At 63.2% G+C, this 24,263-nt stretch carries 27 protein-coding genes and 1 pseudogene; 14 read left to right on the forward strand and 14 right to left on the reverse strand.

The features are described 5' to 3' along the window. Both MJ643_RS25715 and MJ643_RS25720 read left to right on the forward strand, forming a co-directional pair. A partial coding sequence (locus MJ643_RS25715) for a hypothetical protein (RefSeq protein ID WP_247727093.1) occupies positions 1–257 on the forward strand: 257 nt, incomplete at its 5' end. Continuing rightward, positions 254–559: a hypothetical protein gene (locus MJ643_RS25720; RefSeq protein WP_247727094.1), complete on the forward strand. Its 306-nt coding sequence runs from the start codon at positions 254–256 to the stop codon at positions 557–559. The genes MJ643_RS25715 and MJ643_RS25720, both read left to right, overlap by 4 nt. 26 nt (positions 560–585) lie before the next feature. Here the strand turns inward: MJ643_RS25720 and MJ643_RS25725 are convergent, their stop codons facing one another. Continuing rightward, positions 586–726, reverse strand: coding sequence for a hypothetical protein (locus MJ643_RS25725; protein WP_247727095.1), 141 nt, complete (start codon positions 724–726; stop codon positions 586–588). Positions 727–956: 230 nt separating this feature from the next. On the opposite strand from MJ643_RS25725, the pseudogene MJ643_RS25730 reads away from it, so the two are divergent. The 6 genes and pseudogenes from MJ643_RS25730 to MJ643_RS25755 all read left to right on the forward strand — a co-directional run. Continuing rightward, positions 957–1,154 (forward strand): annotated as a pseudogene (locus MJ643_RS25730) (cytochrome C); the annotation flags it as partial. Positions 1,155–1,456: 302 nt separating this feature from the next. Further along, positions 1,457–2,296, forward strand: coding sequence for a UTP--glucose-1-phosphate uridylyltransferase GalU (galU, locus tag MJ643_RS25735; RefSeq protein WP_013973181.1), 840 nt, complete (start codon positions 1,457–1,459; stop codon positions 2,294–2,296). 188 nt (positions 2,297–2,484) lie between these two features. Beyond that, on the forward strand, positions 2,485–3,840 hold the full coding sequence (gorA, locus tag MJ643_RS25740; RefSeq protein WP_013973180.1) for a glutathione-disulfide reductase: 1,356 nt from the start codon (positions 2,485–2,487) through the stop codon (positions 3,838–3,840). A gap of 268 nt (positions 3,841–4,108) precedes the next feature. Continuing rightward, positions 4,109–4,672 (forward strand): alkyl hydroperoxide reductase subunit C, encoded by a 564-nt coding sequence (ahpC, locus tag MJ643_RS25745; RefSeq protein ID WP_004375926.1) that lies wholly within the window; start codon positions 4,109–4,111, stop codon positions 4,670–4,672. A gap of 124 nt (positions 4,673–4,796) precedes the next feature. Next, entirely contained in the window at positions 4,797–6,359 is a 1,563-nt protein-coding gene (ahpF, locus tag MJ643_RS25750; RefSeq protein WP_013973179.1) for an alkyl hydroperoxide reductase subunit F, read from the forward strand. 169 nt (positions 6,360–6,528) lie between these two features. Then, positions 6,529–6,717 carry a hypothetical protein gene (locus tag MJ643_RS25755; protein ID WP_013973178.1) on the forward strand — a complete coding sequence of 63 codons (189 nt, stop codon included), beginning with the start codon at positions 6,529–6,531 and terminating at the stop codon, positions 6,715–6,717. 4 nt (positions 6,718–6,721) lie between these two features. On the opposite strand, the gene MJ643_RS25760 is transcribed toward MJ643_RS25755, so the two are convergent. The 6 genes from MJ643_RS25760 to MJ643_RS25785 form a co-directional block, all read right to left on the reverse strand. Further along, positions 6,722–7,369, reverse strand: a complete 648-nt coding sequence (locus MJ643_RS25760; RefSeq protein ID WP_013973177.1) for a DUF480 domain-containing protein — start codon at positions 7,367–7,369, stop codon at positions 6,722–6,724. A gap of 167 nt (positions 7,370–7,536) precedes the next feature. Beyond that, the gene (gene sstT, locus MJ643_RS25765; RefSeq protein ID WP_013973176.1) at positions 7,537–8,748 is read right to left on the reverse strand and encodes a serine/threonine transporter SstT; all 1,212 of its coding nucleotides are present in this window, start codon (positions 8,746–8,748) and stop codon (positions 7,537–7,539) included. 78 nt (positions 8,749–8,826) lie between these two features. Next, positions 8,827–9,396 (reverse strand): GNAT family N-acetyltransferase, encoded by a 570-nt coding sequence (locus MJ643_RS25770; protein WP_013973175.1) that lies wholly within the window; start codon positions 9,394–9,396, stop codon positions 8,827–8,829. A 78-nt stretch (positions 9,397–9,474) separates the two neighbouring features. Further along, the gene (locus MJ643_RS25775) at positions 9,475–9,819 is read right to left on the reverse strand and encodes a carboxymuconolactone decarboxylase family protein (RefSeq protein WP_013973174.1); all 345 of its coding nucleotides are present in this window, start codon (positions 9,817–9,819) and stop codon (positions 9,475–9,477) included. Between the two features lie 119 nt (positions 9,820–9,938). Continuing rightward, positions 9,939–10,838 (reverse strand): lipid A hydroxylase LpxO, encoded by a 900-nt coding sequence (gene lpxO, locus MJ643_RS25780; protein WP_013973173.1) that lies wholly within the window; start codon positions 10,836–10,838, stop codon positions 9,939–9,941. Between the two features lie 147 nt (positions 10,839–10,985). After that, positions 10,986–11,789, reverse strand: a complete 804-nt coding sequence (locus MJ643_RS25785; protein WP_031325150.1) for a hypothetical protein — start codon at positions 11,787–11,789, stop codon at positions 10,986–10,988. Between the two features lie 125 nt (positions 11,790–11,914). Between MJ643_RS25785 and thpR the strand changes: the two genes are divergently transcribed. Continuing rightward, positions 11,915–12,460, forward strand: coding sequence for an RNA 2',3'-cyclic phosphodiesterase (gene thpR, locus MJ643_RS25790; protein WP_013973172.1), 546 nt, complete (start codon positions 11,915–11,917; stop codon positions 12,458–12,460). Positions 12,461–12,565: 105 nt separating this feature from the next. Here the strand turns inward: thpR and MJ643_RS25795 are convergent, their stop codons facing one another. Next, positions 12,566–13,471, reverse strand: coding sequence for an AraC family transcriptional regulator (locus MJ643_RS25795; protein ID WP_024087366.1), 906 nt, complete (start codon positions 13,469–13,471; stop codon positions 12,566–12,568). A gap of 180 nt (positions 13,472–13,651) precedes the next feature. On the opposite strand from MJ643_RS25795, the gene calA reads away from it, so the two are divergent. Then, positions 13,652–14,704: a vanillin reductase gene (gene calA / locus MJ643_RS25800; protein ID WP_013973170.1), complete on the forward strand. Its 1,053-nt coding sequence runs from the start codon at positions 13,652–13,654 to the stop codon at positions 14,702–14,704. 136 nt (positions 14,705–14,840) lie between these two features. On the opposite strand, the gene MJ643_RS25805 is transcribed toward calA, so the two are convergent. Then, positions 14,841–16,160 (reverse strand): hypothetical protein, encoded by a 1,320-nt coding sequence (locus MJ643_RS25805; protein ID WP_013973169.1) that lies wholly within the window; start codon positions 16,158–16,160, stop codon positions 14,841–14,843. Positions 16,161–16,364: 204 nt separating this feature from the next. Between MJ643_RS25805 and MJ643_RS25810 the strand changes: the two genes are divergently transcribed. Then, entirely contained in the window at positions 16,365–17,582 is a 1,218-nt protein-coding gene (locus MJ643_RS25810) for a sugar transporter (RefSeq protein ID WP_044047087.1), read from the forward strand. Positions 17,583–17,702: 120 nt separating this feature from the next. Here MJ643_RS25810 and MJ643_RS25815 read toward each other — a convergent pair whose 3' ends face one another. The 3 genes from MJ643_RS25815 to MJ643_RS25825 are packed head-to-tail and all read right to left on the reverse strand — an operon-like array spanning position 17,703 to position 20,139. After that, entirely contained in the window at positions 17,703–18,287 is a 585-nt protein-coding gene (locus tag MJ643_RS25815) for a LysE family translocator (protein WP_013973167.1), read from the reverse strand. A gap of 50 nt (positions 18,288–18,337) precedes the next feature. Beyond that, positions 18,338–19,168, reverse strand: a complete 831-nt coding sequence (locus tag MJ643_RS25820; protein WP_013973166.1) for an AraC family transcriptional regulator — start codon at positions 19,166–19,168, stop codon at positions 18,338–18,340. 47 nt (positions 19,169–19,215) lie between these two features. Continuing rightward, on the reverse strand, positions 19,216–20,139 hold the full coding sequence (locus MJ643_RS25825) for a LysR family transcriptional regulator (RefSeq protein WP_013973165.1): 924 nt from the start codon (positions 20,137–20,139) through the stop codon (positions 19,216–19,218). A 104-nt stretch (positions 20,140–20,243) separates the two neighbouring features. On the opposite strand from MJ643_RS25825, the gene MJ643_RS25830 reads away from it, so the two are divergent. The 3 genes from MJ643_RS25830 to MJ643_RS25840 all read left to right on the forward strand — a co-directional run bounded on the left by MJ643_RS25830 (position 20,244) and on the right by MJ643_RS25840 (position 21,879). Beyond that, the gene (locus tag MJ643_RS25830; RefSeq protein ID WP_013973164.1) at positions 20,244–20,897 is read left to right on the forward strand and encodes an oxygen-insensitive NAD(P)H-dependent nitroreductase NfsB; all 654 of its coding nucleotides are present in this window, start codon (positions 20,244–20,246) and stop codon (positions 20,895–20,897) included. Between the two features lie 98 nt (positions 20,898–20,995). Next, positions 20,996–21,445 (forward strand): antitoxin Xre/MbcA/ParS toxin-binding domain-containing protein, encoded by a 450-nt coding sequence (locus tag MJ643_RS25835; protein WP_013973163.1) that lies wholly within the window; start codon positions 20,996–20,998, stop codon positions 21,443–21,445. Beyond that, positions 21,442–21,879, forward strand: coding sequence for an RES family NAD+ phosphorylase (locus MJ643_RS25840; RefSeq protein WP_015270851.1), 438 nt, complete (start codon positions 21,442–21,444; stop codon positions 21,877–21,879). Before MJ643_RS25835 ends, MJ643_RS25840 begins: the two co-directional genes overlap by 4 nt. 7 nt (positions 21,880–21,886) lie before the next feature. Here MJ643_RS25840 and MJ643_RS25845 read toward each other — a convergent pair whose 3' ends face one another. Both MJ643_RS25845 and MJ643_RS25850 read right to left on the reverse strand, forming a co-directional pair. Further along, positions 21,887–23,041, reverse strand: a complete 1,155-nt coding sequence (locus MJ643_RS25845) for an aminotransferase class V-fold PLP-dependent enzyme (protein WP_013973161.1) — start codon at positions 23,039–23,041, stop codon at positions 21,887–21,889. 171 nt (positions 23,042–23,212) lie between these two features. Then, the gene (locus MJ643_RS25850) at positions 23,213–24,139 is read right to left on the reverse strand and encodes a LysR family transcriptional regulator (protein WP_013973160.1); all 927 of its coding nucleotides are present in this window, start codon (positions 24,137–24,139) and stop codon (positions 23,213–23,215) included. Positions 24,140–24,263 lie beyond the last annotated feature (124 nt).

The following is a 24,263-nucleotide window of genomic DNA, read 5'->3' on the forward strand; positions in this document are numbered from 1 at the left end:
TGGCCATCCCTTCCGATCAGCTCAGGAAGATCCAGCCCCTGCGGGCCGACATCCATATCGGCGACCACCACAGCGAGCCGCTAGGCCGGGTTTCGACCCAGGCTTGGGTGTTCAACCCATCGCCCGGGCCGGGCATCATCCCCCGGCTGCATGATGCGAAGGTCAACGGCATGGCCCAGCTTTGCATCAACATCAACGGGATTGAAGAGATCGACGGGGTGCTTTACGCGCAGTCCTGGTGGTGCAGGGCAGAATGATGGCCGAGATACCGAAAGCGTGGCTGGATGAGCTGAACGACCAATTTTCTTTGGTGACCGATCCAGACGGGCGCGCCGCGGTGCTTGATGAGATGGCCTATGCCGCTCACCGCCGGCGTGAAGTCAGTTCGGAGAACTTGGTTGACATGCTGGAGCTGTCCGAGGCCGCTCGTTACTGGGCGCTGATGGAGTTCGAAGAGGCCTATCACATTGGCCTGTTCAAGTACGAATCGTGGGAGGAGGGTGTAAGCGACGAACCAGGGCGGATCGTGGTTGGCAGGACGCCTGGATGGGGGTGTTGAAGGTCTGATGTTCCGATCCTGGTCGATCATGCGGCGCGCTTGGCGTCGATCAGGTGCCATAGCCCGTCCTCGATGGGCTCGGCGTATCTATCCGCCACCTCAGCGCCGCCGTTTTTCCCGAGGTCATGCTGGGTACCGACTGGGTCGGGCCATTGGCCGTATACCACCCGGAACTCCAACTTCCGGTAGCCTGGCCTACATTACTGGAGTTTGGGATGGATCACGCATAGAATGGCCGGCTAGAAAGTAGAGATGACTCCAGTGAATCGTGACCCGGGGGCGTCGAGTTTCTGACGGGCATTATCATGGAGCCCTCGGTTGATCTGCGGACCCGCCCGCATGCGCCTAGATGCGCTGGGCGCCGACATGCGATGTAGGTATATATTCGCGGGCTTCGGGCAAGCCGGGCAGCCTTAGCGATCAGCAGGCCTGGGATGTGGCGGCCTGGGTCAATCGCCATGAACGGCCGCAGGACCCGCGGCTGGTGGAAGGCTCCATCGAGAAGACACGGGTGAAGTTCCATGCCAATGACGGGGTGAACCTGTATGGGCAGAAGGTCGATGGTGTGTTGATCGGGCAGGGCACCGGTAGCTGATGTATTGCCTGTACTGGCCTCTTCGCGGGCAAGCCCGCTCCCACAAGGATCACCACAGACTCTGAATGCTGTGCAGTACCTGTGGGAGCGGGCTTGCCCGCGAAGAGGCCAGTACAGGAAACCCCGATTTCCTGTCATCCAACGGTCAAGGATGACAGCAATATTTACGATCCCCCGGAACTATCTACACTAGGTTATCTCTATCTTCCCATCGATCGGCCACAGGTAGGGCATTGTAAGGTGACTGCCGCCTGATTAGACTGCGCCGAATTCCACTGGCCTAGCCTTTTGTAAGGACGTATATGATCAAAAAATGCTTGTTCCCGGCAGCCGGTTACGGCACCCGCTTCCTGCCCGCTACCAAAGCCATGCCCAAGGAAATGCTGCCGGTGGTCAACAAGCCACTGATCCAGTATGGCGTTGAAGAGGCACTGGATGCCGGTCTGAACGAGATCTCCATCGTCACCGGGCGCGGCAAGCGTGCTTTGGAAGACCACTTCGACATCAGCTACGAGCTGGAAAACCAGATCAAGGGCACCGACAAGGAAAAATACCTGGTTGGTATCCGTCGCCTGCTCGACGAGTGCTCGTTCTCCTACACCCGCCAGACCGAAATGAAAGGCCTGGGCCACGCCATCCTGACCGGCCGCCCGCTGATTGGCGACGAGCCGTTCGCCGTGGTGCTGGCGGACGACCTGTGCGTGAACCCGGAGGGTGACGGCGTACTGACCCAGATGGTCAAGCTGTACAACCAGTTCCGTTGCTCGATCGTTGCCATCCAGGAAGTCGATCCGCAGGAAACCAACAAGTACGGCGTGATCGCCGGCGACATGATCCGTGACGACATTTTCCGCGTCACCAACATGGTCGAGAAGCCAAAGCCGGAAGATGCCCCGTCGAACCTGGCGATCATCGGTCGCTACATCCTGACCCCGGACATCTTCGACATCATCGCCAACACCGAGCCGGGCAAAGGTGGCGAGATCCAGATCACCGACGCCCTGATGCAACAGGCGCAGAACGGCTGTGTGATCGCCTACAAGTTCAAAGGCAAGCGTTTCGACTGCGGTGGCGCCGAGGGCTACATCGACGCGACCAACTTCTGCTTCGAGAACTACTACAAGACTGGCAAGGCTTACTGATAAGCCGCTACTTGTATCAAAGCTGATAACTGGGGCTGCTTTGCAGCCCTTCGCGGGCACGCCCGCTCCTACAGGTATTGTGCAGGCCTTCAAGGCTGCGCCGGTACTGTGGGAGCGGGCGGGCCCGCGAAGGGTCGCAAAGCGGCCCCAGTGCGTTATGCTGGGCGCCTGCCTAGGAGAGTGAATACATGGCCTACGATTTTGATCTGTTCGTGATTGGTGCCGGGTCCGGCGGTGTGCGCGCGGCGCGGTTTGCCGCCGGCTTCGGGGCAAAGGTGGCAGTGGCCGAGAGCCGCTACCTGGGCGGCACCTGCGTCAACGTCGGCTGCGTGCCGAAAAAGCTGCTGGTGTACGGCGCACACGTCGCCGACGAACTGGAACAGGCCGCAGGCTTCGGCTGGACCCTGGAAGAAGGGCACTTCGACTGGGGCACCCTGATTGCCAACAAGAACCGGGAAATCGAGCGCCTCAACGGCATCTACCGCAACCTGCTGGTCAACAGCGGGGTTACCTTGCTGCAGGGGCATGCGCGTCTGACCGGTGCCAATGAAGTGGAAGTGGAAGGCCAGCGCTACACCGCCGAGCACATCCTCATCGCCACCGGTGGCTGGCCACAGGTGCCAGACATTCCGGGCAAGGAACTGGCCATCACCTCCAACGAAGCATTCTACCTCAAGGACCTGCCACGCCGGGTGCTGGTGGTGGGCGGTGGCTACATTGCCGTCGAGTTTGCCGGCATCTTCCAGGGCCTGGGGTCGGCTACCACACTGCTGTACCGTGGCGACCTGTTCCTGCGTGGCTTCGACGGTTCGGTGCGCACGCACCTGAAGGAAGAACTGGAAAAGCGCGGCCTTGACCTGCAGTTCAATGCCGACATCCAGCGCATCGACAAGCTCGAGGACGGCAGCCTCAAGGCCACCCTGAAGGATGGCCGCGAGCTGGTCACCGATAGCGTGTTCTATGCCACCGGCCGGCGCCCGATGCTGGACAACCTTGGCCTGGAGAACACCGGCGTCGAGCTGGATGAACGCGGTTATATCCGGGTAGACCCGCAATACCAGACCACCGCGCCGTCGATTCTGGCGATTGGCGATGTGATTGGCCGCGTGCAACTGACCCCGGTGGCACTCGCCGAGGGCATGGCCGTGGCCCGGCGCCTGTTCAAGCCTGAGCAATACCGCCCTGTGGACTACCAGAACATACCCACCGCGGTATTCAGCCAGCCGCCCATCGGCACCGTGGGCCTGACCGAGGAGCAGGCGCTGGAGGCCGGGCACAAGGTGCAGGTATTCGAGAGTCGCTTCCGTGCGATGAAACTGACCCTGACCGACATCCAGGAAAAGACCCTGATGAAGCTGGTGGTCGATGCCGAGACCGACAAGGTGCTGGGCTGCCACATGGTTGGCCCCGACGCCGGCGAGATCATCCAGGGCCTGGGCATTGCCCTGAAGGCCGGTGCGACCAAGCAACAGTTCGACGAAACCATCGGCGTGCACCCGACGGCGGCCGAAGAGTTCGTGACCATGCGCACGGTCACTCGCTGATGCCACTGGCCCCATCGCCGGCAAGCCAGCTCCCACAGGGATTGCACAAGTGCAGAGACCTGCGCGGTACCTGTGGGAGCTGGCTTGCCGGCGATGGAGCCCTTGAATGCCCCGCAATCCTTTGCTCAGCCCATTCCCTTCTATCAATTATCCTCGGTTATAGCCAAAACCAATCAAAAGCATGAGCTTTGCCAATGAGCCTTTATCGGGACCAGCGGTTAGGATTCTCTCCATCAACTGATTCCAACCCCATGAAGGAGCGTCTCTCATGCCAATCATCAACAGCCAGGTCAAACCGTTCAACGCCACCGCCTACCACAAAGGCGAGTTCGTCCAGGTCAGCGAAGCCGACCTGAAAGGCAAGTGGTCTGTCGTGTTCTTCTACCCGGCCGACTTCACCTTCGTCTGCCCTACCGAGCTGGGTGACCTTGCTGACAACTACGCCGAGTTCCAGAAGCTGGGCGTGGAAATCTACGGCGTGTCCACCGACACCCACTTCACCCACAAAGCCTGGCACGACACTTCGGACACCATCGGCAAGATCCAGTACCCGCTGATCGGTGACCCGACCCACGTTATCTCGCGCAACTTCGACGTGCTGATCGAAGAAGCCGGCCTGGCCGATCGCGGTACCTTCGTGATCAACCCGGAAGGTCAGATCAAGATCGTCGAACTGAACGACGGTGGTGTAGGTCGCGATGCTGCCGAACTGCTGCGCAAGGTGAAGGCTGCCCAGTACGTCGCCGCTCACCCAGGCGAAGTTTGCCCGGCCAAGTGGAAAGAAGGCGAAGCCACCCTGGCTCCATCGCTGGACCTGGTCGGCAAGATCTAAGCCGATGCGCATGTCGCGGGCGGTAGCCAGCCGCCAAAGCTGAAGTACCTACCGCCCCGTAAAGCGCCCGGGCGAGTTCGCCTGGGCGTTTTTGTATCCGAGTTTTGAAAAAGGAATCGCCCGTATGTTGGACGCCACGCTTAAATCGCAACTGAAAACCTACCTGGAGCGGGTCACCCAGCCGATCGAGATCGTTGCCTCCCTCGACGACGGCGCGAAATCCCGCGAATTGCACGACCTGCTGGTGGAAATTGCCAGCCTGTCGAACCTTATTACCTTCAGCGCGGACGGCAACGATGCCCGTCGTCCATCGTTCTCGCTGAACCGCCCGGGAGCCGACATAAACCTGCGCTTCGCCGGCATCCCCATGGGCCACGAATTTACCTCGCTGGTGCTGGCACTCCTGCAGGTCGGGGGCCACCCGTCCAAGGCCAGTGCCGAAGTGATCGAACAGATCCAGGCGCTGGAAGGCGAGTTCACCTTCGAGACCTACTTCTCGCTGTCGTGCCAGAACTGCCCGGACGTGGTCCAGGCGCTGAACCTGATGGCGGTCCTCAACCCCAACGTGCGCCACGTGGCCATCGATGGCGCGCTGTTCCAGGCGGAAGTGGAATCGCGCAAGATCATGGCGGTGCCGAGCATTTACCTGAACGGCGAAGTGTTTGGCCAGGGCCGCATGGGCCTGGAAGAAATCCTCGGCAAGATCGACACCAACGCTGGCAGCCGCCAGGCCGAAAAGATCAACGCCAAGGACGCCTTCGACGTGCTGGTGGTCGGTGGTGGCCCCGCCGGCGCCTCGGCAGCTATCTATGCCGCGCGTAAAGGCATCCGCACCGGTATTGCGGCCGAGCGTTTCGGCGGCCAGGTGCTCGACACCCTGGCCATCGAGAACTTCATCTCGGTACAGGAAACCGAAGGGCCGAAGCTGGCCACGGCGCTGGAAGAGCACGTCAAGCAGTACGACGTGGACATCATGAACCTGCAGCGCGGTGAAGCGCTGATCCCGGCCACCGATGGCGGCCTGCACGAAGTACGCCTGGCCGGCGGTGCCTCGCTCAAGGCCAAGACCGTTATCCTGGCTACCGGTGCCCGCTGGCGTGAGATGAACGTGCCGGGCGAACAGGAATACCGCGCCCGTGGCGTGGCCTACTGCCCGCACTGTGACGGCCCGCTGTTCAAGGGCAAGCGCGTGGCGGTGATCGGTGGAGGCAACTCGGGTGTGGAAGCGGCCATCGACCTGGCGGGTATCGTCGCCCAGGTAACGCTGATCGAGTTCGACAGCCAGCTGCGTGCCGATGCGGTACTGCAGCGCAAGTTGCACAGCCTGCCGAACGTGAAGGTGATCACCAGTGCGCTGACCACCGAGGTGCTGGGCAATGGCGAAAAGGTGACCGGCCTGCGTTACAAGGACCGCACCACCGACCAACAGCATGAAGTGTCGCTGGAAGGCATCTTCGTGCAGATCGGCCTACTGCCGAACACCGACTGGCTGAAAGGCACCGTCGAGCTGTCGCCGCGTGGCGAGATCATCGTCGATGCCAAGGGCCAGACCAGCATCCCGGGTGTGTTTGCGGCGGGTGACGTGACGACTGTGCCGTACAAGCAGATCGTGATTGCGGTGGGTGAGGGGGCCAAGGCATCGCTGGCGGCCTTTGACCACCTGATCCGCACTTCGGCACCGGCGTAAGCCTGTACCGGCCTCTTCGCGGCTAAAGCCGCTCCCACAGGTACTGCGCAGATTTTGCAAACTGTGCAGATCCCTGTAGGAGCGGCTTTAGCCGCGAAAGGGCCGGTACAAGCAAAGCAATAACCGAGGATGTCTATGATTACTGCAGACACCCTCAGGAATCACACCCATGACCCTGATCAGCCGCGAACCCTGGTGGCTAGTCCCCCCAAAGCCCGGGCAGCAAGAGCAGGACCTGCACTGGGGCTACCTGGAAATCTACGCCGACGGCCGCACCGTGTTCGTCGACCAGCGCCCCAGTGACCGGGAGCTGGCCGAGCGCAAGAGCTGCCGCAACTTCCCCGACCCCGAGCCGTGACGGCTCAGCCTTCCAGTTCGGCCAGGCGTGCTTCCAGCGCCGCGATGCGTGCTTCGAGGGCTTCGATGCGTTCTTCCGACACATTGCCGCCGCTGCTGCGTGCCCCACCTTCTTGTTGCCGGGCAGCCAGGATTGCCTCGATTTCGGCCGGGTCGCCCAAAGCATGGGTGTAACGGTCTTCGCGCTGGCCGGCCTGACGCGGCAGGTGCAAGGCCAGGCCGCGCGAGATCAGGCGCTCCAGCTGGTGCTGGATCTGCTCGGTGTCGTCGAAGTCGTGCAGGCGGTTGCTGCGGGTCAGCAGTTCGTTGAGGGTTTGCGGCCCGCGCAGGAACATCAGGCCCATCAGCACCAGTTGCGCCGGCACCAGCTCAAGCGCCTTGTCCACCCGTTGTTCCCAACGGTCGGCGCGGCTGCCCATCTGCAGGCGGATCATGTCCTGCCCTTCGAGGGCGCGCAGGGCTTGGCCGACCTGGCCTTGGGTGAGGTTCATGACCGGCTCGCGACTGGTCTTCTGGTTGCAGGCCAGGACCAGGGCGTTGAGGGTCAGCGGGTAGCTTTCCGGGCTGGTGGCCTGCTTCTCGATCAGCGAGCCGAGAATACGGATCTCGATGCTGCTGAAGCGGCCTTCACCGGCGGTTTCGTGTTCTGACATGGCCCTGTCTCATTGCTGGGGAAAGGCCACTAGGGTAGGTAATGCCATCGTGTTAGGCAATTGGCACCTGTGGGAGCGGGTTCACCCGCGAACACCGGCGCAGCCGGTGCCATGCACCGCGTCGCCTGATTCGCGGGTGAACCCGCTCCCACAGGGGCCCGGCAAACTCAAGCGTTGCGCCGCTCTTCAGCCTGGCACGCCGCCGCGGTAAACAGCACATCGGTCGAAGAATTCAGCGCCGTCTCGGCCGAATCCTGCAGCACGCCGATGATGAAGCCCACCGCCACCACCTGCATGGCAATTTCGCTCGGGATGCCGAACAGGCTGCACGCCAGTGGAATCAGCAGCAGCGAGCCACCGGCCACGCCCGAGGCGCCGCAGGCACAGACCGCCGCCACCACGCTGAGCAGCACGGCGGTCGGCAGGTCCACCGGAATACCCAGGGTATGTACAGCCGCCAGGGTCAGGACGGTAATGGTGATGGCGGCTCCGGCCATGTTGATGGTTGCACCCAGCGGGATCGACACCGAATAGGTGTCCTCATGCAGGCCAAGGCGCTCCGAGAGGGCCAGGTTGACCGGGATGTTGGCTGCCGAGCTGCGAGTGAAGAACGCAGTGATACCGCTTTCGCGTAGGCAGAGCAGGGTCAGCGGGTAGGGGTTGCGGCGGATTTTCCAATATACGATCAGCGGGTTCATCACCAGCGCCACGAACAGCATGCAGCCGATCAGCACCGCCAGCAGGTGCAGGTAGCCGAGCAGGGCGTCCAGGCCCGATTGGGCCAGCGTGGCGCTGACCAGGCCAAAGATGCCCACCGGGGCGAAGCGGATGACCACGCGTACGATCAGGGTCACGCCATTGGACAGGTCCTCTACCACGGTGCGGGTGGTTTCGCCGGCATGGCGCAGGGCTACGCCCAGGCCGATGGCCCAGGTCAGTACGCCGATGAAGTTGGCGTTGAGCAGGGCGTTGATCGGGTTGTCGACCGCACTCAGAAGCAGGTTCTGCAGCACCTCGGTAATGCCCCCCGGCGCACTCAGCGCAGCGTCGCTGGTAGTCAGCACCAGGTTGGACGGGAACAGCATGCTGGCGACCACGGCGACTACCGCTGCGCTGAAGGTGCCCAGCAGGTACAGCCAGAGGATCGGGCGGATATGGGTTTCCTGGCCGTGGCGGTGGTTGGCGATCGAGGCCATGACCAGGATGAACACCAGCACGGGCGCCACCGCCTTGAGGGCGCTGACGAAGACTTTCCCGAGGAAGGCCATGTCGCGGGCGATGGCGGGCGCAAGCAGGGCCAGGGCGATGCCGGCGATCAGGCCGATGACGATCTGCGTCACCAGGCTGGTGCGGTTGAGGAAGCGGAGGACGGGGGTCATGTGCAACGATATCCCAGCATGTTCAAAAAGGGCGCGACTTTACCATAGACCTTCGTCGAGCAGGGCGGCCTGAAGAAGTCAGCGCCCGCGCCGCCGCGACACCCGCGCCTCGATGTTCTTGCGCCCGATCAGCAGTGGCGGCTTCTCCACTACCGGCTCGTCCGCCAGCCACTTGTACATCACCAGGCAGTCCACCAGCCCCAGGCGGGCATGGCGATAGGCCTTGGGCAAGCGGCCAACGGTTTCGAAGCCCAGCTTGTGCCACAGCGCCACCGCTACCTCGTTGGTGGCCACCACCGAGTTGAGCTGCAGGGCCAGAAAGCCCTCCTGGCGTGCCTGTTTCTGGGAGTGCTCGCACATCAACCGCGCGACGCCGCGGCCGCGTGCCGTTTCACAGACCATGTAGCCGCAATTGCCCACGTGCCCACCGGGCCCGGCGGCATTGGCCTTGAGGTAATACGACCCCAGCATCGCGCCGTCATCCTCGGCCACGAATGTGCGCATGGGCAGTTCCAGCCACAGCTGGCGGGCCTGTTCGAAGCTGAGGGCCGGGTCGAATGCGTAGGTTTCACGGGCCTGTACGACGGCCTGGAAGGTGGGCCAGAAGTGTTCGAAGTCTTCCGGTGTCATGGGGCGGATGTGGATCATGCGGGTTCCTGCAAGGGCTGGGCCGCCCAGTCTGGGTGGCGCGGCGCCGTCGCGCAAGGGCGGCGACGCCATTTGCGTTCAGCCGTTGGCCTTGCCCACCGCATCCATGGCACGTGCCGAGTACACCAGCGCGGCACCAGCGTTCATCGCCACGGCCACGCCGAGGGCCTCGGCGATTTCCTCGCGGCTGGCACCGTGCTTGACGGCCTGCTGCGAATGCACCGCGATGCAGCCATCGCAGCGTGTGGTCACGGCCACGGCGAGGGAGATCAGCTCGCGGGTCTTGGCGTCCAGGTGGTTGGTCTTGGCCCCTGCGCCGCTGGCGGTCATGTAGCCGGCCACGGTGTCAGGGGAAAGCTGCTTGAGATCGCCGATGCCGGCCATCAACTGCTTACGGTAGGCGTCCCAGTCCATCATGCTCATCGTCTTCACCTTGGGGAGGTTGCGAGTGGAGCTTTCAGGCTAGTCGAAGAGTGGAAAGTGTGAGGCTTGTACTTTGGTTGGTTGCGCGCAGGCCTTTGGACTGCGCGCTCCCACATCGATCAGATATAGATGAACACCAGCACCAACGCCGCGACGAACGCCCACTTCTCCAGGTAGTAGCGCGTGCGGTTGCGCTTCTTCATCGCCTTGCCACGTTCGCGGATCTTGTAGATGCGGGTGAACAGACGGTTGATGCCACCGGTCTTGTCGCCGGCATCGTTGGGGGCGGCGGCAGCGGCCATGACGTTGCGGCTGAACCAGCGGTTGAACGCGGTCGCCCAGCGGTACTTGAGCGGGCGTTCCACGTCGCAGAACAGGATGATGCGGTTGTGCTCAGTGGTATTGGCCGCGTAGTGGATGTAGGTCTCGTCGAAGACCACGCCCTCGCCATCGCGCCAGGAATACTTCTCACCGTCCACATCGATGTAGCAACCATCGTCGTTAGGCGTGTCCAGGCCCAGGTGGTAGCGGTACGAGCCGGCATACGGGTCGCGGTGGCGCACCAGCTTGGCGCCCGGTGGCAGGGTGGCGAACATGGCGGCCTTGACCGTGCCGATGCCTTTGAGCAACTCGGTGGTGCGTGGGCACAGGGTCATCGCCGACGGGTGGCTTTCGCCGTACCACTTCAGGTAGAAGCGCTTCCAGCCGGTCTTGAAGAATGAGTTGAAACCGACATCATCGTAATTGTCGGACTTCTTGATTTCGCCCACATGCAGCAGCTGTTGGGCTTCCTCGCGGATTTCCTGCCAATGGTCCTGCAGCGTCTGCAGTTCGGGGAAGGCCTCCACCGGCAGGTAAGGCTTGGCCGGGTGCCGGGAAAACAGGTACAGGAAGCTGTTGACCGGGGCCAGGAAACTGGAGTGGTCGCCCAGCTGACGGGTCAGCTTGTGGCGAACGCGACCGCGCAGGTGAACATAGGCGATCGAGAGGACGAAGATGAGGACTAAGGCGATTTTCATGGGCGGATACGTCAAGTAATGGCCATGCGTGATGGCTAAGCCCGCCAGCATAAACAATCGAGTCGATGCTTTATAGAAGAATGTGACGCAACAGTGGCAGACCTTGGTACAAGCGTCACCGCTGTGCCAAGGTCTGCAGGCGATGCATCAGGCCAGAGTAGCCTCGATGCGGCCATCCGTGATGCGATGGTCCTTGCCTTGGTAGCTGACCACATAATCAGTGAATTCGGCGGTCAGGGTCCTGTTCTCCACGTTCCACTCATGCTGCAGACGGCCCCCGGTCAGGGGATAGTACAAACTGCCAATCAAGAAGAACAGGCGTGCGTGGTGTTCACTGAACAGCATCATGATGCCTTGGGTAGCGTTGTCCACTTGCTGTTTTGCGGTGAGTTGGATGCGCCCGTCTTCCAGCTCCCTGGATTTGATGGTTTGAGCGTCGAGGTTGCCCAGCGAGGGGAAAATGGCAGGGTCGATGTTGGCCTTGACCTGGCCGGTGCTGGAGATGCATTGCGTCGCATGGTCGGCCAGCGACAAGGACAGCTTGCCATCCACGATGTCAACCTGGCCCATGGTGTCTACAATGGTGAACTTGAACTCTGCCTCCAATGCCTTGGAAGCCTGATCCATCTGGACAATTCGTATTTCCCCTTCGGTCGCCCAACCTGAGCGGCCAATCGAACTCGAGCCGAAATAGGCGTTGATCTCGGCTTTCTGACCTGGGCCGATCTTGTGGGATTCGCCTGTGACCAAGCAGCTTTCAGGGATATCCATGTGGATGAAGCTATGAACGTCATCCGATCCCTCCTTGTAATGAGCGGCAAAAAATGTGCGGTTGCCCTCACTGACATCTGTTTCTACTTCAGAAGCCTTGAACGCGTACTCACGCTGGCCCCACTTCAGTACTGCTTGCATGGGAGGTTGGGTATTACGGGTGTGCTGACGCTGTTTCATAACCGTATCTATATGATTGAATGGAGACCTCAGCGTATGGTTTGGGTCCCTGCCCGCGAAACTGGCAGCCCTGCGAGTTTCCCAGCGCATCAGTACGTGCTTTGCGCATCTTCAGGAGCGGCACGATGACACCGGTCAGCGGACGTATCGAAAAACCATTCAAGCGCCTGTTCTTCGCCTTGCCGGTGAGCGATGCCCAGCGCCGCGCCCTGGCCCAGTGGCGACGTGGCCTGAGCCTGCGCAGCGGAAGACCGGTGCCGGCCGCCAACTTCCATGTGACACTGCTGTTTCTCGGCGATGTGGATACCGCCCATATGCCTGCTATTTGCGCGGCGGTCGACCAGCTGGAGCTTCCAGCCACGGCACCACGGCTGTTGCTGGACCGCCTGCAGGTGTGGCAGCGGGCCAGCGCCTTGGTGCTGGAGGCGCAGAAGACCCCACCGGCCCTGTTGCAACTGGTGTACAGCTTGCAGCAGGCGCTGCTGCCGTTGGGGGTGGACGCGGCCGACCGTGAGTATCGCCCGCACCTGACGCTGGCCAGGGATTACCGCGGCCAGCCGCCAGAGGCCAGCAGCGCGCCGGATTTCTACCTCGCCGCCCGCCATTTCACACTGTACGAGTCGCGCAAGGGCGCCTACTGGCCATTGGCGCAATGGCCGCTTTCAAGCTGATTCAGGCCATGCAATACAGTTGCAGCTATCTCGACCGCATTGACCTCAAGGGCTTTGCTATCCCGGTGGGAGCCAGCTTGCCGGAGATGGGGCCAGGGCAGGCGATTACACTGGCAGGCTCTGGTACGGCAATTCATCCCCCGGGCTGCGGTCGAACTGGCGCTTGTACTCGCGGCTGAACTGCGAGGTGCTCTGGTACCCCACCCGGTGCGCGGTCTGCGCCACCCCCAGGCCTTCGCCGATCAGCATCTGCTGCGCCTTCAGCAGCCGCAGGCGCTTGAGGTACTGCATCGGCGCCATGTCGGTGCAGCGCTTGAAGTGCTCGTGGAAGGTCGAAACGCTCATGTTGGCGCGTGCGGCCAGCGCTTCAACGCTCAGCGGCTCGGTGTAGTGTTCGCGCAGGTGGGCAAGGGCGGCGCCGATGCGGGCGAAGTGCCCTTGTTGCTCCACCAGCGCCCGCAACACGCCCGCCTGTGGGCCGCGCAAGGCGGTGTACAGCACCTCGCGTACCCGCGCCGGGCCCAGCACCTTGGCGTCCACCGGGTCCTGCAGGCAGCGCAGCAGCCGTTCCACGCATTCGCGCATCGGCGCATCGAGTGCAGCCGAGGTCATTGAATGCGGGGTTTGCGCCTGCACCGCGGCATCCGGCGCCAGGGCCATGCTTTGCACCAGTTCACCCAGCACGCCGCGGTCGATGTCCACCGCCACGCCCAGCAACGGTGCTTCGGGGGTGGCAAAGGTTTCGCACATGAACGGCACCGACAGTGCCTGCACCAGGTAATGCCCGGCGCCATATTCCAGGGTACGCGGCCCCAGGCGCGCCAGCTTGCTGCCCTGGGCCAGGATCATCAGGCTGGGTTCGTAGATCTGCGGGCTGCTGGCCACATAGTGGTCCCAGCTCAGCACCTGCACCTGGGGCAGATGCGTGGGCACGAAGCCCGGGCGCGTGGCAAGGCTGCGGATCAGTGTGCAAAGCGGCGCATTGGCGTCGACGTGGCGGGTCAGTTGCATGATGGACCTGGGCAGAGAATCAGACAGTTTGATCATCGCAGATTGAACGCTCGGCGCCAGATGCTGCATGGCATCTTCGGAGAATCAGGCATCGATACCGGAGAATCAGTCGTGGGCGAAGCGACGCATGGCGCGCAGAATGCGCAGCCTGAATCGTTTCACTTCATTGCGAGGCCCTGCATGTATACCGCCATCGGTTACGCCGCCCAGACCCCCACCAGCCCTCTGGCTCCCATGACCTTCGAGCGTCGCTGCCCGCGCTCTGACGACGTCGCCATCGACATCCTTTACTGCGGCGTATGCCACTCCGACATCCACCAGGCGCGCAACGAATGGGGCATTGCCGTGTACCCGCTGATGCCTGGCCACGAGATCATCGGCCGCGTCACCGCCGTGGGCGACAAAGTGACCACGCACAAGGTCGGCGACCTGGTCGGCGTTGGCTGCATGGTCGACTCGTGCCGACACTGCGAAGCTTGTGCCAAGGACCTGGAGCAATATTGCCTGGAAGGCCCGACCATGACCTATGCCACCCCGGACCGAGTCGACGGTAGCAACACCATGGGCGGTTACTCCAGCAGCATCGTGGTCAGCGAGCACTTCGTGGTGCGCATCCCGGCCGGCATGGACCTGCCCAGCGCCGCGCCAATCCTCTGCGCCGGCATCACAACCTATTCGCCACTCAAGCACCACGGCGTCGGCCCTGGTCACAAGATCGGCATCCTCGGCATGGGCGGCCTGGGCCACATGGCCATCAAGCTGGCCAAGGCGCTGGGCGCCGAAGTGACCCTGTTCACCCGTTCCCAGGCCAAGGCCGACGAAGCCCGTCGCCAGGGTGCCGACCATGTGATCGTGTCCACCGATGCCGAGCAGATGCACGCCGCGGCGGGCCGTTTCGACTTCCTGCTCGACACCATCCCGGTGCAGCACGACCTCAACCCGTACCTGGAAACCCTGAAATTCGATGGCGTGCACATCCTGGTCGGGCTGATCGAGCCGATCGACCCGGCGGTGCATGCGGCCAATCTGGTGATGAAGCGCCGGGTGCTGGCGGGGTCGTTGATCGGTGGTATTGCCGAGACCCAGGAAGTGCTGGACTTCTGTGCCGAGCACGCGATTCGTTGTGATATCGAGTTGCTGGATATCCGCAACATCAACCAGGCGTATGAGCGGATGATTGCCGGGGATGTGAAGTACCGGTTCGTGATCGATATGGCTACTTTGCAGGGCTGATGGTTGCCTGACCCGGCCTCTTCGCGGGCTCGCCCGCTCCCACAGGTACTGCACAGACTTCGTAAGCTGTGATTTACCTGTGGGAGCGGGCGAGCCCGCGAAGAGGCCGGTACAGGCAATGAAGATGCTGCAACTGTTACCAGGCCAATGCCCTGTCCCAGCCTTTCCAGAACAACCACCGCCGTACCTCGCCATGCGCCCCGGTACCGATCTGCCAGGCCGGGCGCCCGTTGTCCAGGGCAATCACCGAAACGAACCCGGCATGGCTCGCCGCTACCAGCGTACGCCCGTCGGCACTGATATCCAGGGCACTGATGGTCGACCCCAGGTAATGCTGCCAATGCTCGGTGCCATCTTCGCCAAATGCCCGCAGGTAACCATAGGCATCCCCCACGATATATTCGCCCTCGCGCGCCACGCCGGCATACACCCGTGCGCCATCCTGTACCAGCGGGGTACGCGGGTCCTGGCTGTAGTAGTCGGTATCCAGCCCCGGCAAGTCGGCCACCCTGACGGCCAGCGTGGCACCGCTATAGAAATGGCAGGCATTGACTATCAACTGGTCACCCGCACGATTGAACAGCGCAAAGTGCGGATACTCGCTGGCCGGGCCGATGGCCGCCACGGGCCGGAGCTGGTCATCCAGCACCAGGTGGCGGCTGCCTTGCTCGCCAACCACGATCAACCGACCATCCGCCGATACCGCACCGTGCTCCATGCTCAGCCCAAGGCTGATGTCGTCCGGGTCGGTGCCTTCGTCCAGTTCGTCGAGCACCCGCCCCTGGTGCGGCAGCAGGCGGGTCGCGCCGTGGCGGGTCAGCAGGAAGATACCCTCAGCGCTCACCAGCAGCACCCGCTGGCCATCCGGGAAGGGGATCAGCGTGGTCGGCGTGGGCGGCAGGTCGAAAGGCTCGAACGGGTAACCCGGCGGCAACCCCTCCAACCCCGTGGGCCAGGCCAGGCGCAGCACCTGCGGGCCGCCCCAGCCATCTGTCACGCGTATGCCCTCGGCATTGGCCAGGGCGAAATAGCGGCGGGCCGGGCAGCGGCCGAAGTGATCGACGCCGATCACCGGGGTCACCCCGAGAGGGTCGATGCGCACCACCTGGCCTTTGTCATGCGGCATGCCGATACGTGCCAGCAGGCTGCCATCCTCCAGCAGCAGGACGTTGCCGATGCCTTGCCCGTGCTCCTTGATCAGCGGCAGCAAAGGGTGGTGGGCGGGCGGCCAGGCTTCGCGGAAGGCTTGCTGCTCGAAGGCTTCGACGCCAGGCCGGTTGGCTGCTTGCAGGGCTTGCAGCCAGGCATCGAGCAAATGCTCGGTGGCTTGCGGCAGGGGCTCTTCGAGGTCATCCCAGCCTTGCGCGCGGCCCTGCGCGACATAGTCGTTGACGGCCTGGGCATAGGCGGTGACCGCCTGCTGCCACTGTTGCTGCTGGGAGTGCTGCTGGTCCATGAGTGGATCGGGCTCCTTGTTGCATACGCGTTCGCACAAAGCGCGCATGTTACTCCTTCTGCCCGCCTCGCGGTTGTGAGCCCCCGGCTTGACGCGTACCATGCCGGGCATTCCTTTCAATAACAAAGCGTGCGTCGACACCCCGGCAAGTGGGTGGCCGACGTGCGTCCTGTTGCCTTGCCTGCGGAGAAGCGGTTTGTACCCATGAATGGACCCATACCCACCAACATGCCACCCACGGCGGGTAGCGGCAGCTGGCTGAGCGTCATTGCCCTGGCCCTGGCGGCCTTCATCTTCAACACCACCGAGTTCGTCCCGGTGGCGCTGCTCAGCGACATTGGCCGCAGCTTCGACCTGAGCACCGCGCAAGTCGGCCTGATGCTGACCATCTACGCCTGGGTAGTGGCACTGGCCTCGCTGCCGATGATGCTGCTGACGCGCAACATCGAGCGGCGGCGGCTGTTGCTGTTCGTGTTCCTGGTGTTCATCGTCAGCCACTTGCTGTCGTGGATGTCACAGAGCTTTGCCATGTTGCTGGTCAGCCGTATCGGTATTGCCCTGGCGCATGCGGTGTTCTGGGCCATCACGGCTTCCCTGGCGGTGCGCGTGGCGCCGCCCGGGCAGCAGGCCAAGGCGCTGGGCCTTTTGGCCACTGGCACCACCCTGGCCATGGTCCTGGGTATCCCGCTGGGCCGCGTAGTGGGTGAAGCGCTGGGCTGGCGCATCACCTTCCTGAGCATTGCCGGGGTGGCGCTGGCGACCATGCTGTGCCTGATGAAGTCGTTGCCGCTGCTGCCCAGCCAGAACTCGGGCTCGCTGCGCAGCCTGCCGATCCTGTTCAAGCGCCCGGCGCTGGTGATCACCTATGTGCTGGTGACGCTGGTGATTACCGCGCAGTTCACCGCCTACAGCTATATCGAGCCGTTTGCCCTGCACGTGGCGCAGATAGGCGGAGAGCGCACCACGCTATTGCTGCTGCTGTTCGGCGGCGCCGGGGTGTTCGGCTCGGTGCTGTTCAGCCGTTACAGCGACCGCTTCCCGCATGGCTTCCTGGTAGGTTCGATCGGCCTGCTGGCGGCGTGCCTGTTGCTGCTGTTGCCGCTGTCGGGCAACTTCTATGTTTTCGCCTCGTTGAGCATGTTCTGGGGTGTGGCGATCCTCAGCTTCAGCCTGTCGCTGCAGTCCAAGACCCTGAAACTGGCGTCCGATGCCACCGATGTGGCCATGGCGCTGTTCTCGGGTATCTACAACATCGGTATTGGCGGTGGCGCGTTGCTGGGCAGTATCGTCAGCAGCCAGCTGGATGTGGCGGATATCGGCCTGGTGGGCGGTAGCGTGGCGGTGGCCGGGTTGCTGCTGGCTGTGGCCAGCACCCGGCAGTTCCGCGAGGCGCTGGGCGGGGGGCAAGGCATTCCTGAATGACCGTGCTGTTTTTTTCGCGGGCACGCCTGCTCCCACAGGTACTGCATCAACTTCAGGCGCGATGCAGTACCTGTGGGAGCGGGCGTGCCCGCGAAGAGGCCGGTACTGGCAATAGCGGGCTCAAGCCAGTACGGCAGCCCATGCAGAAATCAACAGCACCCCCGCCAATACCTGGTTGAACACCCGCAACCGCCGCGGTGCCTGCAACCATCGCGCGCTGCCCACCCCCAGCAGCGCCCACGCCGCCATGCATGGCAGGGCAATCAGCCAGAACACCAGCGCCAGCTGCCATACCGGCAACGACGGCGAGGCAAACACCCCGACCACCGCCACGGCCATCAACCACACCTTGGGGTTCACCACCTGCAACGAGGCTGCGCTGAGTGCGCTGAAGCCTTGCGCCGTGGCCGCCTGCAGCGGGGCGGCGGCACTGCGCAGCATCTGCCACGCCAGCCAGCTCAACCACAAAACCCCGGCCCAGCTCATCAACTGCTGGGCCAGCGGGTGGCGCAGCAGCAGTTCACCCAGCCCCAGGCCCACCATCAGCACGATCGCCGCTGCGGCACCGCAGGCCGCAACGACCGGCGCCAGGCTCGCGCACAGGCCAAAGCGGGCCCCATGGGCAAGAATCAACAGGTTGGTCGGCCCGGGGCTGATGCTGGATACCAACGCAAACAGGATGAAGGGCAACAACGACTGCGACATGATCAAGGGCTCCGGATAAACGAAGCACCATGCTCGCTGCCCGCTGCCTTTCAGTCTGGAAGGTTTGAGCAGCGCCTGCGGTAGTCGGCCGGGGTCAGCTGGTAGGCACGGCGGAACCAGCGCCCTAGGTGGCTCTGGTCGGCAAAGCCCAGGGCCATGGCCACTTCGGTGGGAGTCTGGCCCTGGGCGAGCAGGCGCCGCGCCCGGGCCAGGCGCAGCTGGATCAGATAGGCATGCGGCGCCAGGCCGAATGCGGCCTTGAATGCGCGGGTGAGGCGGAAGCGGTCGATGCCACAGGCCTGGGCCAGGTCTTCCAGGCCGATGTCGCGCTCCAGGTTGGCGTGCAGGTAATCCCGCGCGCGCTGCGCGGTCAGCGGCAGGCGCGGGTCCGGGTTCAGGCGCCGGCGCCAGTGCAGGTGGCGGGTCAGGCAGGCCAGCAGGTCGTCCATGGCCGTCTGCCGGACAATGCGCAAGTCCTGGGTATGCACGGCCTGGAAGGCGAGGGCAGTGGCACGCGCCAGGCGCTCATCGTGGCACAAGGTATCGGCGAAGCTGGGCAGGCTGTCGCCCGGCGCGTGTTCGAAAAGTGCCCGCAGTTGGCTGTCCACCCAGGTGGGTTCCAGGTACAGGGTCGAATAGGTGAAGCCGTCCTCGGTGGGCGCATGGCCGTTATGGATTTCACTGGGCTCCAGCAGGAATACGTTCCCCGGCGTGCTGCGATGGCGCACTCGCCGGCAATCGAATTGCTGCACGCCCTGCTCGGTAACGCCAACCAGGAAGCTGTCGTGCCAGTGCGGGTCGTAGGCATGCCCGACGAAATGCGCGCGGACCGACTCGATGCCGGTGTCGGCGTCCTGCTTGAGGTCGATCCAGTTGCTCATGGGGGCGTGTCGTGGCAGAAATCGCTACCTTAGCGCAACGGCCAGGCTCAGTCTGGAACGATTGTGCAGCCGTTGGCCAGCGCCCGGTTACGCAAGGCCTCGAAGCGTTCGCGCAGCCACAGATGCAGTTGTGCCACTGCGGGCGTGAGCTGCTTGCGGTGCGGGCACACCAGGGTGACCGGGGCGGGTTCACCAAAGTGCTCGGGCAGGATGATTTCCAGTTCGCCGGCCGCGATGTTGGCGCTTACATCCAGCCACGACTTGTAGACGATGCCTTCGCCCTGCAAGGCCAGGCGGCGGATCACGTCGGCATCGTCGCTGACCAGCGGCCCACTCACCTGCACGGTGCGGTTGCCCACCCGCCACTTGTCGTAGACCCGGTTGTGCTGCATGTACAGCAGGCAGGCATGCTGCTGCAGGGCGTCGGGCGTGAGGGGGCGGCCGTGACGGGCCAGGTAGTCGGGCGCCGCCACCAGCACCCGGCGGTTCCAGTCTGCCAGCGGCAGGGCAATGTAGTTGGCGTCCTGGTTGAGGCCGTAGCGGATCGCCACATCTACCGGGTCGCGGTTGAGGTCGGCAATCTGGTCAGACAGGAAGAAGCGAAGGTGCAGGGCCGGGTGCTCGCGGCGGAAGGCGCTCAGCCACGGCAGCAACATGTTGCGGCCCAGGTCTGACGGTGCCGAAACCTGCAGGGTACCGCGCAGGGTGTTGGCGTTGCCATGCAGGTCTTCACGCCCCTGGCGCAGGCTCTCCAGCACATTCAGGGCAGTCGGCAGGTACAACTCGCCTTCGGCGGTCAGGCGGAGGCTGCGGGTAGTGCGGGCGAACAGGCGCACATCCAGGTCGCGCTCCAGGCGCTTGATCGCGGCGGCCACCTGCCCCGGCAGCAGTTCGGCCTCATGGGCGGCGGCGGTGAAGCTGCCCAGCACGCTGCTGCGGACGAACAGTTCGAGGTCGGCGATGCGCAGCATTTTCACTCCAGAGATGAAAGTGTTGCTGCATTGTGCCGGTTTTTCTTTTCTGCAGGAAAGATAAGATGCCCGGCAAATCCTCTGTTCATTCCCGGAGTTGTTGCATGGATACCGTCTCTCTGGCCAAGCGCCGCTACACCACCAAAGCCTACGATGCCTCGCGCCGCATTCCCCAGGCGACTGTCGATGCCCTGCTCGAGCAACTGCGCCATAGCCCTTCCTCGGTCAACTCGCAGCCGTGGCATTTCATCGTTGCCGACAGCGCCGAAGGCAAGGCTCGCCTGGCCAAAAGCACCGCAGAGCGCTATGCCTACAATTCGCCGAAGATCCTCGATGCCTCGCATGTGATCGTGTTCTGCACCCGAACCGAGATGACCGAAGCGCACCTGGATGCCGTGCTCCATCAGGAAGCCGCCGATGGCCGCTTCCGCGATGAGCAGGCGCGTGCCGGGCAGAACCAGAGCCGTCGGCATTACGTCGACCTGCACCGTTTCGACCAGAAAGACCTGCAGCACTGGATGGAAAAGCAGACCTACCTGGCGTTGGGTACTGCCTTGCTGGGGGCTGCGGCACATGGGCTGGATGCCACCCCGATCGAAGGCTTCGACAGCAAGATTCTCGATGCCGAGCTGGGCTTGCGTGAGCGTGGATACAGCAGTGTGGTCATTCTCAGCTTGGGCTATCGCAGCGAGGCGGATTTCAATGCCGGGCTGAACAAGTCGCGGTTGCCGGCTTCGCAGGTGTTCACCTTCCTGTGAGGTTGCCGGGGCCGCTCTGCGGCCCCGTCTTTCCGGTCGGCTTGCAAAATCCGGCATATGCCGCATACTTGTCGGCAAACGCCGGAAAGGAGAGAGCCATGCTTGCCGAAGTGCTTCGCGACAACGGTTACCACGAGTACCGGGCGCGCCTGCATGCACTGCTGGAAATCCCCGAACTCGCCAGTGACTTCGAAATCCACACCCGCATCACCCATGGCTTCGCTGCCACCTGGCTGGTGAAACTGACCGAACTCGGCGTGTTCACCCCTGTGGAGCGTGACCAGATCATTCCCCTGCGCACGCTGAAAACCCGCATCGAACGTGACCAGCCGCTGACCGTGGAAGAAAGCGACCGGCTGTTCCGTTCGGCCCATATCACCGCCATGGCCGAAGCCGTGTTCGGCGAGGCAGGCAAGGCAAAACGCTGGCTGTCCAAGCCCAAGGAGCGCTTCTCGGGGCTGACGCCGATGCAGATGCTAACCACCCAGCAGGGCACCACCCAGGTCGAAGAGATGTTGCTGCAGATCGCCGAGGGCTTCGGCCTGTGATTCTGTGGCGTATCAGCGCCTATGCAGACTTGAGCGGAACGGGCGGCTTGCGTGTCAGCGGCCGCTGGCACCAGGCGGGCCGGCCAGTGGTGTATGCCGCCACCAGCCCGGCCGGGGCGATGCTGGAGGTGCTGGTGCACCTGGAGATCGACCCTGAGGATTTCCCCACCACCATGCGGCTGCTGCGTATCGAGTTGCCTGACACCGTTTCGCAAGCGCAGTTGCCCGCCTTGCAGCCTGGCTGGTCGAGCCAGACCGAACTGACCCGGGGCCTGGGCAACCGCTTTCTGGATGAGTGTTCGGCGTTGCTGCTGCCGGTGCCGAGCGCGATCATGCCCAGCACCACCAATTACCTTTTCAACCCGCGCCATCCGCAGGCAAACAGTGCCAGGCTCGAGGTCGAGGACTTCACCCCGGACAGCCGGCTGTTTTAGGGAAGTTTCACCAAAGTGCCGCTGACGCCGCTGTCAGCACCCGGCCAAACACTTCGAGGGCCTTGTCCACTTCGGCCTCGTTGCTGAAACGCCCGATGCTCAGGCGCACGCTGTTACGTGCCTGGCGTTCATCCAGCCCCAACGCGAGCAGCACATGCGAGGCTGCATCGCTCGCCGAATTGCAGGCCGAGGTGGTCGACAACGCCAGCTCGCTGGCCAGCGCCGCGCTGTTGAAGCCCTTGCTGTCGATACACAGGTTCAGCGTATGGGGAATGCGTTGTTTGGCGCAGCCGTTGAGGGTGACGCCGGGCAGGGCCAGCAGGCCTTCACGCAGGCGCCTGGCCAGTTGTCCGAGGCGCAGGTGTTCGCTGTCGCCGGGCTGGCCGGCCAGGGCAAAGGCACTGCCCATGCCGGCAATCTGGTGGGTCGCCAGGGTGCCGGAGCGCAGGCCTTGCTCATGGCCGCCCCCGTGCATCTGCGCACGCATCAGCGTGCGGGCGCGTGGCCCCACGTAGAGCGCACCGATGCCCTTGGGCCCATACACCTTGTGCGCCGAGAACGACATCAGGTCCACGGCCATGGCGTTCAGGTCGATGGCCAGTTTGCCCACCGCCTGCGCCGCATCCACGTGCAGCAGGGCACCGTGGGCACGTACCTGTTCGCCAATCGCGGCAAAGTCTGTGATCGTGCCCAGTTCATTGTTCACCGCCATCAGCGATACCAGGCGGGTGTCGGCGCGCAACGCTGCCTGCACCGCCGCAGGCTGAATCAGGCCGGCGGCATCCGGTGCCAGGCGGGTAACGGCCCAACCCTGGCGCTCCAGTTCGGCCACCGTGTCGAGCACGGCCTTGTGTTCCAGTTGGCTGGTGATCAGGTGCCCGGGCTGGCCGAGGCCCTGGGCAATGCCCTTGAGCGCCAGGTTGTTGGACTCGGTCGCACCTGAGGTCCAGACCAGTGCATCGGCCTGCGCGCCGACGCGTTCGGCCACTTGCAGACGGGCCTGCTCCACGGCGTGGCGGGCTGCCTGGCCGAAGGCATGGCCACTGGACGCCGGGTTGCCGAAGTTGCCCTGGCTGCCAAGGCAGGCGAGCATGGTTTCGATGACCCGGTCGTCGACCGGAGTGGTGGCGGCGTAATCGAAATAGAGCGGGGCGCTGGGCATGAGGGCGGGTCCGTGTCTGTCGCCGTGAAATCGGCAATCGTTGGAGCAAGCGTACCCGCTACTTCGGAGATATTTTTCACTTCCAGCGGCTCTATTCTGGAAATGATCAAGAAAAATTTCTCTCTATCGAGTTTTTCTTGGGATTTTTTTCTCCGCATCCCGCCATTCTGTTCAGGCTGGTTCCAAGGCCCTTTCTTCCTCGGCCACCACACGTTCGCACAACTCGGTGATCTGCTCGCGCATCCAGCGGTTGGCCGGGTCCTGATCGGTGCTTTCATGCCAGTACAGGTGCGTTTCCAGCGCAGGCACCTCCACCGGCAGTGGCTGGTAACGCAACTGATGGCGGCGGGCGAAGCGCTCGGGGACGGTCATCGCCATGTCGGTCTGCTGCAACACCTGCGAGGCCATCAGGTAATGCTGCGAGCGCAAGGCAACCTTGCGCTGCACGCCCATCTTGCCCAGGGCCAGGTCGACATAGCCCAGGCCGTTGCGGCGGCTGGAAATATGGATGTGGGTCATGCCGAGGTAGTTGTCGAGGGTCAGCTTGCTGTCGGCCAGCGGGTGGCCCTGGCGCAGGGCGCAGACATAGCGGTCTTGCATCAGTTTTACGTGGCGTACTTGCGGGTCGGTGTTCAACGGTGCGTCGATGGCGAAGTCCAGGCGGCCGGCGGCAAGTTCCTTGGTGGTCTCGCGGCGCTTGCACAAAAAGCTTTCGATCAGCACCGCCGGCGCCAGGCGGCGCAAGCGCTGGAACAGCGGCGGCAGGATGACCGCTTCGGTCAGGTCGGTCATGCTGATGCGGAAAGTCTTGTTGGCCTGTTGCGGGTTGAAAATGCGGCTTTCCTGCACCGAGGTGCGCAACAGTGCCAAGGCATTGCGCACCGGGCCGATGATGTTCTGCGCCATGGGCGTTGGCACCATGCCTTGCGCGGTGCGCACGAACAGCGGGTCATTGAAGGTTTCGCGCAGCCGTGAAAGGGCGTTGGACACTGCCGGCTGGGTGATGCCCACGATCTGCCCGGCGCGGGTCAGGTTGGCTTCGGTGTAGATCGCATCGAACACGATGAACAGGTTGAGGTCGACCTTGCTGAGGTTCATGGGCGCCGCTCTTTGTTGGAATTATTGGCCGATCATATATCGGTTATGAATGTTTATACACGCGGAAAATAGGCTAGGTGGATGAGGCCATGCTGCTCTAGGCTCTGGCCCATGTACTCCGAAC

It is taken from the genome of Pseudomonas sp. PNPG3 (genome assembly GCF_023093815.1).
GTDB classification, from domain to species: Bacteria; Pseudomonadota; Gammaproteobacteria; order Pseudomonadales; family Pseudomonadaceae; genus Aquipseudomonas; species Aquipseudomonas asiatica.

Coding starts and splice junctions, on each gene's coding strand:
- MJ643_RS25720 (WP_247727094.1), top strand. CDS start 254: ATGATGGCCGAGATACCGAAAGCGTGGCTGGATGAGCTGAACGACCAA.
- galU (WP_013973181.1), top strand. CDS start 1,457: ATGATCAAAAAATGCTTGTTCCCGGCAGCCGGTTACGGCACCCGCTTC.
- gorA (WP_013973180.1), top strand. CDS start 2,485: ATGGCCTACGATTTTGATCTGTTCGTGATTGGTGCCGGGTCCGGCGGT.
- ahpC (WP_004375926.1), top strand. CDS start 4,109: ATGCCAATCATCAACAGCCAGGTCAAACCGTTCAACGCCACCGCCTAC.
- ahpF (WP_013973179.1), top strand. CDS start 4,797: ATGTTGGACGCCACGCTTAAATCGCAACTGAAAACCTACCTGGAGCGG.
- MJ643_RS25755 (WP_013973178.1), top strand. CDS start 6,529: ATGACCCTGATCAGCCGCGAACCCTGGTGGCTAGTCCCCCCAAAGCCC.
- MJ643_RS25760 (WP_013973177.1), bottom strand. CDS start 7,369: ATGTCAGAACACGAAACCGCCGGTGAAGGCCGCTTCAGCAGCATCGAG.
- sstT (WP_013973176.1), bottom strand. CDS start 8,748: ATGACCCCCGTCCTCCGCTTCCTCAACCGCACCAGCCTGGTGACGCAG.
- MJ643_RS25770 (WP_013973175.1), bottom strand. CDS start 9,396: ATGATCCACATCCGCCCCATGACACCGGAAGACTTCGAACACTTCTGG.
- MJ643_RS25775 (WP_013973174.1), bottom strand. CDS start 9,819: ATGAGCATGATGGACTGGGACGCCTACCGTAAGCAGTTGATGGCCGGC.
- lpxO (WP_013973173.1), bottom strand. CDS start 10,838: ATGAAAATCGCCTTAGTCCTCATCTTCGTCCTCTCGATCGCCTATGTT.
- MJ643_RS25785 (WP_031325150.1), bottom strand. CDS start 11,789: ATGAAACAGCGTCAGCACACCCGTAATACCCAACCTCCCATGCAAGCA.
- thpR (WP_013973172.1), top strand. CDS start 11,915: ATGACACCGGTCAGCGGACGTATCGAAAAACCATTCAAGCGCCTGTTC.
- MJ643_RS25795 (WP_024087366.1), bottom strand. CDS start 13,471: ATGCAACTGACCCGCCACGTCGACGCCAATGCGCCGCTTTGCACACTG.
- calA (WP_013973170.1), top strand. CDS start 13,652: ATGTATACCGCCATCGGTTACGCCGCCCAGACCCCCACCAGCCCTCTG.
- MJ643_RS25805 (WP_013973169.1), bottom strand. CDS start 16,160: ATGGACCAGCAGCACTCCCAGCAGCAACAGTGGCAGCAGGCGGTCACC.
- MJ643_RS25810 (WP_044047087.1), top strand. CDS start 16,365: ATGAATGGACCCATACCCACCAACATGCCACCCACGGCGGGTAGCGGC.
- MJ643_RS25815 (WP_013973167.1), bottom strand. CDS start 18,287: ATGTCGCAGTCGTTGTTGCCCTTCATCCTGTTTGCGTTGGTATCCAGC.
- MJ643_RS25820 (WP_013973166.1), bottom strand. CDS start 19,168: ATGAGCAACTGGATCGACCTCAAGCAGGACGCCGACACCGGCATCGAG.
- MJ643_RS25825 (WP_013973165.1), bottom strand. CDS start 20,139: ATGCTGCGCATCGCCGACCTCGAACTGTTCGTCCGCAGCAGCGTGCTG.
- MJ643_RS25830 (WP_013973164.1), top strand. CDS start 20,244: ATGGATACCGTCTCTCTGGCCAAGCGCCGCTACACCACCAAAGCCTAC.
- MJ643_RS25835 (WP_013973163.1), top strand. CDS start 20,996: ATGCTTGCCGAAGTGCTTCGCGACAACGGTTACCACGAGTACCGGGCG.
- MJ643_RS25845 (WP_013973161.1), bottom strand. CDS start 23,041: ATGCCCAGCGCCCCGCTCTATTTCGATTACGCCGCCACCACTCCGGTC.
- MJ643_RS25850 (WP_013973160.1), bottom strand. CDS start 24,139: ATGAACCTCAGCAAGGTCGACCTCAACCTGTTCATCGTGTTCGATGCG.